10 protein-coding genes are annotated in these 6904 nt (G+C 62.9%); 8 read left to right on the forward strand and 2 right to left on the reverse strand.

The window, feature by feature from the left end; all coding sequences use genetic code 11:
• The 4 genes from pdxH to AC1DT3_RS09200 form a co-directional block, all read left to right on the forward strand.
• Nucleotides 1-418, forward strand: a 418-nt coding sequence (gene pdxH, locus AC1DT3_RS09185; protein WP_477464948.1) for a pyridoxamine 5'-phosphate oxidase, incomplete at its 5' end; no start/stop codon positions are given.
• A gap of 61 nt (nucleotides 419-479) precedes the next feature.
• The gene (locus AC1DT3_RS09190) at nucleotides 480-734 is read left to right on the forward strand and encodes a type II toxin-antitoxin system HicA family toxin (RefSeq protein ID WP_477464949.1); all 255 of its coding nucleotides are present in this window, start codon (nucleotides 480-482) and stop codon (nucleotides 732-734) included.
• On the forward strand, nucleotides 731-1099 hold the full coding sequence (locus AC1DT3_RS09195; protein ID WP_477464950.1) for a type II toxin-antitoxin system HicB family antitoxin: 369 nt from the start codon (nucleotides 731-733) through the stop codon (nucleotides 1097-1099). Before AC1DT3_RS09190 ends, AC1DT3_RS09195 begins: the two co-directional genes overlap by 4 nt.
• 52 nt (nucleotides 1100-1151) lie before the next feature.
• Nucleotides 1152-1874, forward strand: coding sequence for an SDR family NAD(P)-dependent oxidoreductase (locus AC1DT3_RS09200; protein ID WP_477464957.1), 723 nt, complete (start codon nucleotides 1152-1154; stop codon nucleotides 1872-1874).
• 3 nt (nucleotides 1875-1877) lie between these two features.
• Here the strand turns inward: AC1DT3_RS09200 and AC1DT3_RS09205 are convergent, their stop codons facing one another.
• On the reverse strand, nucleotides 1878-2942 hold the full coding sequence (locus AC1DT3_RS09205) for a citrate synthase/methylcitrate synthase (RefSeq protein WP_477464951.1): 1065 nt from the start codon (nucleotides 2940-2942) through the stop codon (nucleotides 1878-1880).
• A 70-nt stretch (nucleotides 2943-3012) separates the two neighbouring features.
• On the opposite strand from AC1DT3_RS09205, the gene AC1DT3_RS09210 reads away from it, so the two are divergent.
• The 4 genes from AC1DT3_RS09210 (at nucleotide 3013) to AC1DT3_RS09225 (ending at nucleotide 5525) form a co-directional block, all read left to right on the forward strand.
• Entirely contained in the window at nucleotides 3013-4152 is a 1140-nt protein-coding gene (locus AC1DT3_RS09210) for a citrate synthase (protein ID WP_477464952.1), read from the forward strand.
• Complete coding sequence (locus AC1DT3_RS09215; RefSeq protein WP_477464953.1) at nucleotides 4149-4595, forward strand: NUDIX hydrolase; 447 nt, start codon at nucleotides 4149-4151, stop codon at nucleotides 4593-4595. Before AC1DT3_RS09210 ends, AC1DT3_RS09215 begins: the two co-directional genes overlap by 4 nt.
• Nucleotides 4592-5134, forward strand: coding sequence for a TIGR02301 family protein (locus AC1DT3_RS09220; protein ID WP_477464954.1), 543 nt, complete (start codon nucleotides 4592-4594; stop codon nucleotides 5132-5134). The genes AC1DT3_RS09215 and AC1DT3_RS09220 overlap by 4 nt, the downstream gene beginning before the upstream one ends.
• Nucleotides 5135-5267: 133 nt before the next feature.
• Nucleotides 5268-5525 (forward strand): hypothetical protein, encoded by a 258-nt coding sequence (locus AC1DT3_RS09225; protein ID WP_477464955.1) that lies wholly within the window; start codon nucleotides 5268-5270, stop codon nucleotides 5523-5525.
• A 278-nt stretch (nucleotides 5526-5803) separates the two neighbouring features.
• Here the strand turns inward: AC1DT3_RS09225 and AC1DT3_RS09230 are convergent.
• A partial coding sequence (locus AC1DT3_RS09230; RefSeq protein ID WP_477464956.1) for a dihydroorotase occupies nucleotides 5804-6904 on the reverse strand: 1101 nt, incomplete at its 5' end.

The following is a 6904-nucleotide window of genomic DNA, read 5'->3' on the forward strand; positions in this document are numbered from 1 at the left end:
GTTCTACACCAACACGGAATCGAACAAGGGCCGTGAAATTCTGGCGAACCCCAAAGCCGCGATCGTCCTGCATTGGAAGAGCCTGCGCCGGCAGATCCGCGTCCGCGGCAATCTGGAACGCGTCAGCGACGCCGAGGCGGATGCGTATTTCCAGAGCCGTCCGCGCGACAGCCGCATCGGCGCATGGGCGAGCCAGCAATCGCGCCCGCTCGAGAGCCGTTTTGCTCTTGAAAAAGCAGTCGCGGTAAACGCCGCAAAGTATGCCATCGGCGAAGTCCCGCGCCCGTCTTATTGGACCGGTTTTCGCATCGTCCCGGTCTCGATCGAATTCTGGAAAGACCAACCGTTCCGCTTGCACGACCGCGTGGTCTTCACGCGCGAGGGTAGCGGCTGGCGCAAGAACCGGCTTTACCCTTGATATGCCCGAGTGCTAGCAATTTTTGCTTGCAAAAACCGATGCGTTTCCTATATTCTCATTCATGAACAGCAAGCATCGGAAAACGCTGGAAGCGATTTTTAGTGATCCGATCTCGCCATCGATCGAATGGGACGCGGCCGAAGGTCTCCTGCTCGCTGTTGGATGCACCGTCATCGAGGGTCGCGGCTCGCGGGTCAGGTTTGCTTGCCGCGGCATGGTGGCGAGCTTTCACCGCCCCCACCCTGCAAAGGAAGCCAAGCGCTATCAAATCCGTGATCTGCGCGCGTATTTGGCCAATCTGGGAGTGATGCCATGAACGTCATGAACTACAAAGGCTATATGGCTCGTGTTGAATTCGATGCCGAAGACGCCCTCTTCGTCGGGCACATCGCTGGCATCAACGATATCGTCGGTTTTCACGGAAATTCCGTCGACGCGTTGATCATGGCCTTCCACGAAGCGGTCGACGATTACATCGAGACCTGCGCTAGTGTCGCCAAGAATCCCGAAAAGCCTTTTTCCGGGAAAGTCATGTTCAGAGTAGACCCGGAGATCCACGCCAAGGCTGCCTTGGCGGCCGTATTGACGGGAAAGAGCTTGAATCAATGGGCTGAAGAGGTTCTGAACCGCGCTTCCCGCGCCGATTTGGAACGCCTGTCGAAAACGCAGTCGCGAGCATGACGCCGCACAATGATCGGAACAGCAAGTGACGACCAATACTCCACGCCGGATCATGCTTCTCACCGGTGCAAGCCGGGGCATCGGCCATGCGACRGTCAAGCGATTTTCGGCGGCCGGATGGCGCGTCATCACGTGCTCGCGTCACGCGTTTCCTGAAAACTGTCCGTGGGAAATGGGTCCGGAAGATCATCTGCAGGTGGATCTTGCCAATGCCGACGACACGCGCCGCGCCATCGCTGATGTCAGGCAGCGCCTGGCAAAGGAAGGTGGTGTGCTGCACGCGCTCGTCAACAACGCCGGCATTTCTCCCAAGGGTGAAGGCGGTTCACGTCTCAACGCACTCGACACGAGTTACGATGACTGGATCCGCGTATTCCACGTGAATTTCTTCGCGTCGATCATGCTGGCGCGCGGCCTCGTCGAAGAGCTCACTCGCGCCAAGGCGTCGGTCGTCAACGTGACGTCGATTGCTGGTTCCCGCGTTCATCCATTCGCCGGCGCCGCCTATTCCACGTCGAAAGCCGCCCTTGCCGCGCTGACACGGGAAATGGCAGCCGATTTCGGGCCGCTCGGCGTGCGCGTCAACGCCATCTCGCCCGGCGAAATCGACACGTCGATTCTTTCGCCGGGCACGGAAAAACTCGTCGAGCAGATTCCGCAACGCCGTCTCGGTACGCCGGATGAAGTCGCCAAGGCGATCTACTTCCTCTGCACCGATGCGAGCTCCTATGTGAATGGCGCGGAGCTTCACATCAATGGCGGCCAACACGTCTAGACGCTACGCGGCCTCGGCGGGAAACGGCCCTACATAGCGCGATTGCGGGCGGATGATGCGCCCTGCCCGCTCCTGCTCGATGGCATGCGCGACCCAACCCGCCGACCGGCCGGCGCCGAACAGAGGTGTGAATCCAAGGCGCGGGACGCCGACGGCGTCGAGGAGAAGCGCGGTATAGAACTCGACGTTCGTCTCTAGAATGCGTCCGGGCTTATGGCGCGCGAGAACTTTCAGTGCCGCCGCTTCGACCGCCTCCGCGAACGCAATGCGGTTGTCGCGTCCTTTGAGTCGACGAATGGCGGCCTTCAACACATCGGCGCGAGGATCGCGCACCCGATAGATGCGGTGGCCGAAGCCCATCAGACGCTCGCCCTTGCCCACAGCAGCCTCAAGCCATGGCTCGGCATTCTCCGGCGTTCCGATCCGGTCGAGCATGTCGAGAACCGGCCCTGGTGCACCGCCGTGCAGGGGACCTTTCAAGGCACACAACCCCGCAACGACGGACGATAGAATGCCGGCCTCTGTCGACGCGACGACACGGGCGGTGAACGTCGACGCATTCAGGCCGTGGTCGATGATGGTGACGAGATACGTATCGAGGGCGGCGATTTCGCTCGCGTCGCCAGGTCTCCCTCGCAGCATTCTCAGGAGATCGGCGGCATGGGACAATTCGGGATCGGGACCAACGGGCAAATGACCGTCAGCGCTCCTGATCGCCATCGCGGCGGCGACCGCGGCGCCGCCAACGGCCAGGCAGGCATGATCCTGTTCACTATCCGGCAATGATGCCAGCAGCAGGCGCATCCCTTCGACAGGTGTGAGACCGGACAAGCGAGATGCGAGCGGCGAGAAATGCGTGAATGCCGCAAGGCGCGCTCGGCCCATATTGGCCGCAAGGTCGTCGGAGGGCGCAAATCCCTCCCACAGGAGTGCAACGGCTTGTTCGAAAGTGAAATGCCCCGCCAGCGCCTCGAGATCGTGCCCGCGGATGATGAGGCGCCCCGCCTCGCCATCGACATGACTCAGAACGGTTTCCGCGGCGACGACGCCATCCAGTCCAATCGACATGATTATCTCCTTTTCTGGGAGCATCCTTTTCGCTTGCGCGACCGTCAATCTTGAATCAACATATCAACATATGAGCGCGAACCACCCCGTCGATCTGTTGTCCGCGACCGAGGCGTCCCACCGGCTCGGGATCGCCGCATCCAGCMTGTACTCCTACGTCAGCCGCGGCCTCGTCCGGTCCTTCACTTCGCCGCACGATCCGCGGCAGCGGCTGTATGCTTCCGACGACGTGGACGCGCTCGTGCAGCGCCGAACACGGATGCGCCGTCCGACCGTTGCGGCGGCGACGGCACTCGATTGGGGTTTGCCCGTCCTCGAGACGAGCATCACGCAGATCAAGGACGGTCGGCTTTTCTATCGTGGCGACGACGCGGTGGCGCTCGCGCGCGACGCGTCGTTCGAGGATGTGGCAGGGCTGCTTCTCGGCTTCGGGATCGAGAATACGACAGTCCATGCCTCCCTCCCCGCTCCTGGATCGGACCTGCGTGCGCCGGCCTTCGTCGGCCGTGCGATCGGCTTGCTTTCGGAAAGCGGTACCATCGACGGTCAAAAGCCGGCGCAGGAAGCCGGCGCGATCCTGCGGCTGGTCGCGGCCGCCGGCACCGGCTCGGTCGCCGCGGGCGGTCGACTGCATGAACAATTCCGCGAAAGCTGGAAAGTGTCGGCGGATGCGGGCGATGCCATCCGGCGCGCGCTCGTGTTGTGCGCCGACCACGAGCTGAGCGCCTCCGCCTTCGCCGTTCGGGTGGCCGCCTCGACCGGCGCGACCTTGCGCCATGCGATCATCGCCGGGCTCGCAACGCTGAGTGGCCCTCGTCACGGGGGCGCCACAGAGCTGGTGCGAGCGTTCTTCGAAACGCGAGAGGAACAAGTCAGCGCGCCCATCGGCGGTGACGATCCCATCGCTGGGTTTCACCATCCGCTCTACCCGCAAGGTGATCCCCGCGGCGCGGCGTTACTCGAGGGCCTGCCGCTGCGGGCCGGAGACCGAGCCATCGTTGATGCCATCGCGCGCGCGACGGGAGGTCGGCCTACGATCGATGCCGCCTTGGTGGCGCTGGAGCGAGCCTATTCGCTCCCTCCGGGCGCCGCCTTCGTCCTGTTCGCGACGGGCCGCACGGCCGGCTGGTTGGCGCACGCGATCGAGCAGCAATCCCAAGGAACGCTCATTCGCCCACGGGCGCGCTACATGCTGACAGGACAACCATGACCGCAGATCGTTTCTACCCGACACACCCAGTCCTGGCTGCCTCCGTGGCGGTGTTTCGCGATGGGCGCATCCTGGTCGCATCGCGCGGCAAACCGCCCGGCGAGGACTTGTTCTCTCTCCCCGGCGGAAAGGTCGAAATCGGCGAGACGCTGGGCGAAGCGGCCCTTCGGGAACTTCGTGAGGAGGTTGCCGTTGAAGCCAGCCTCGTCGGGTTTATCGCGCCGGTGGAATTCATTGAACGGGATGAAACCGGCCGTATAAAGCACCATGTGGTGATCGCCGCCCACGTCGCTCGATGGGTGTCGGGCGAGCCGCGAACCGGCCCGGAGGCCAAGGAGATCCGGTGGATCAGAGAAGAGGACATGGCCGGTTTGTCGCTGACGCCGGGGTTGCCGGCGATCCTGGCAGAGGCTTTCCGCGCCGCCCGGGCCGCTCCCACATGAGCCGGACCGTCCGGCATCTCTTGCTCGGCAGCGCTCTGCTCGTCAGCCCGCCTGCCCACGCTCAGAATTTCTTCGAACGTCTGTTCGGCATACCGCCGCAGGGACAGCCGGCGCCACCGCCGCAATATCAGCCGCAATTCCGTCCCCCACCGCAACGGCGCGCTCCGCCGGCTCAGCAGAATCGACCGACAGCCCCGCAACAGGAGGCAGCGCCCGCACCGCCGGTCGAACCGCCGCCTGCGCCATATGAAAAGGAATTGCTACGGCTGTCCGAAATCATCGGGTCGCTGGCTTTCCTGCGCCCCCTCTGTTCGGCGCCCGACGCGGGCGAGTGGCCTAAACGGATGCAGGTCATTCTGGAAAACGAAGGAACGTCGCCCGGTCGCAAGGAGCGACTCGCGGGCGCTTACAACAAGGGCTACCAGGCCTTCTCTCTGACCTATCGGCTGTGCACGCCATCCGCCGTCGAAGCGTCCTCGCGCTACGTTAAGGAAGGCAATCAACTGAGTCGAAACATCGCAGGGCGCTACGGCGGGTAGCTTATCCACATCGTTTAGAGGTCTCCCCTCTCGCATTAACCTCTTTGCAAGGTGATGCTGGCGGTGGAGCGTCTCGCCGACTAGGTTCGGTTGAACCGAATCCGCGTGTCGCCCCTGTTCAGGGGCCTTGATCATGAACGATAACGACGTCCAACTCGTAGAACTGGAAGACCTGAGCGCCATCAAGCAGGCGGCATTGACCTATGTCAGCGAGGCTTTTGCGGAAGCCGAGCTCGACGGGCTCGATCCCGATTGCATGGCTCAGGCAGCGCTGTTCACGGCGTTCATGGAGCTTGTGGCGACCTACGGGGAGGACGCCGTGGCCCAATATGCGGAGGGTATCCCGGATCGCATCCGGGGCGGCACCTTCTCAACGGGGCTGAAGCACTAAGCTGATCGCACGCGTCGCGACGTGCAATGAATCACGCGTCGCGCGCGGAACGCCTCGCATCGGCTCATTGCTTGTCCGGCAATGCAGGTTGCGAAATCGGATCGCACGCGGACCGCGTTCTCACATGTGCCACATCGCCTCGTCATGTTTCTCGATTTGCGCAGGCGTGAGTTCGTAATCGTAAATCGCAACTTTTCCGATCGCGCCCATCAATAACGAACGAAAGTCGCGTGCTCCAGCGCGCAGCGGCGCATCGCCGTCGCCACGCCCAGCATCGTTCAGAGCACCTGAGAGTTCGGCAAGGCCTCTTCGAACACGATCACCTCGCCCTGCGACGGCGTCTCCAGCGTGCCATCCCACATCACGACGTGGCCGCGCACGATGGTGCCGATCGGCCAACCGGTCACGCTCTTGCCGTCATAGGGCGTCCAACCGCACTTCGACGCGATCCAAGCGTTGGTGATGGTCTCGCGTCTCTTGAGATCGACAACGGTGAAATCCGCATCGTAGCCGACGGCGATACGGCCCTTGCGCGCAATGCCGAACAGGCGCTTCGGGCCGGCGCTCGTCATATCGACGAAGCGCTCCAGCGTCATGCGACTCGCGTTGACGTGGTCGAGCATGAGAGGGACGAGCGTCTGAACGCCGGTCATGCCGGACGGTGTGTTGGGATAAACCTTGTCCTTTTCCTCGCGGGTATGCGGAGCATGATCGGAACCCAGAATATCGGCGACGCCTTCGTCGATGCCTTCCCAGATCGCCTGACGGTGATGCTCGTCGCGAACCGGCGGATTCATCTGCGCATAGCTACCGAGTCGCTCGTAGCAATCCGGCGCGGTCAGCGTCAGGTGATGCGGTGTCACTTCGACGGACGCCACATCCCTGTAGTCGCGCAGGAACTCCATTTCCTCTGCCGTGGTGACGTGAAGGACGTGAATGCGCGCACCTGTTTCGCGTGCGATGCGAACCAGGCGCTGCGTGCAAGCGAGTGCGACCTCGGGGGAACGCCAGACCGGATGCGAACGGGGATCGCCTTCGATGCGCAAATTCTTGCGCTCGCGCAGCATCGCTTCATCCTCCGAATGAAACGCCGCGCGACGACGGGTCCGGCGCAGGATCTCAGCGACGCCGGCGTCATCCTCGACAAGAAGCGATCCGGTCGACGATCCCATGAACACCTTGATGCCCGCAGCACCTGGCAGGCGTTCCAGACTTGCCACATCCTTCGTGTTTTCCTGCGTGCCGCCGACCCAGAACGCGAAATCGCAATGCATGCGATGATGGCCGCGCCGCACCTTGTCGGCGAGCGCTTCTGGCGTGGTGGTTTGCGGTTCGGTATTGGGCATCTCGAACACCGCCGTGACGCCGCCCATGGCCGC

This window comes from Microvirga sp. P4_G7, assembly GCF_056401005.1.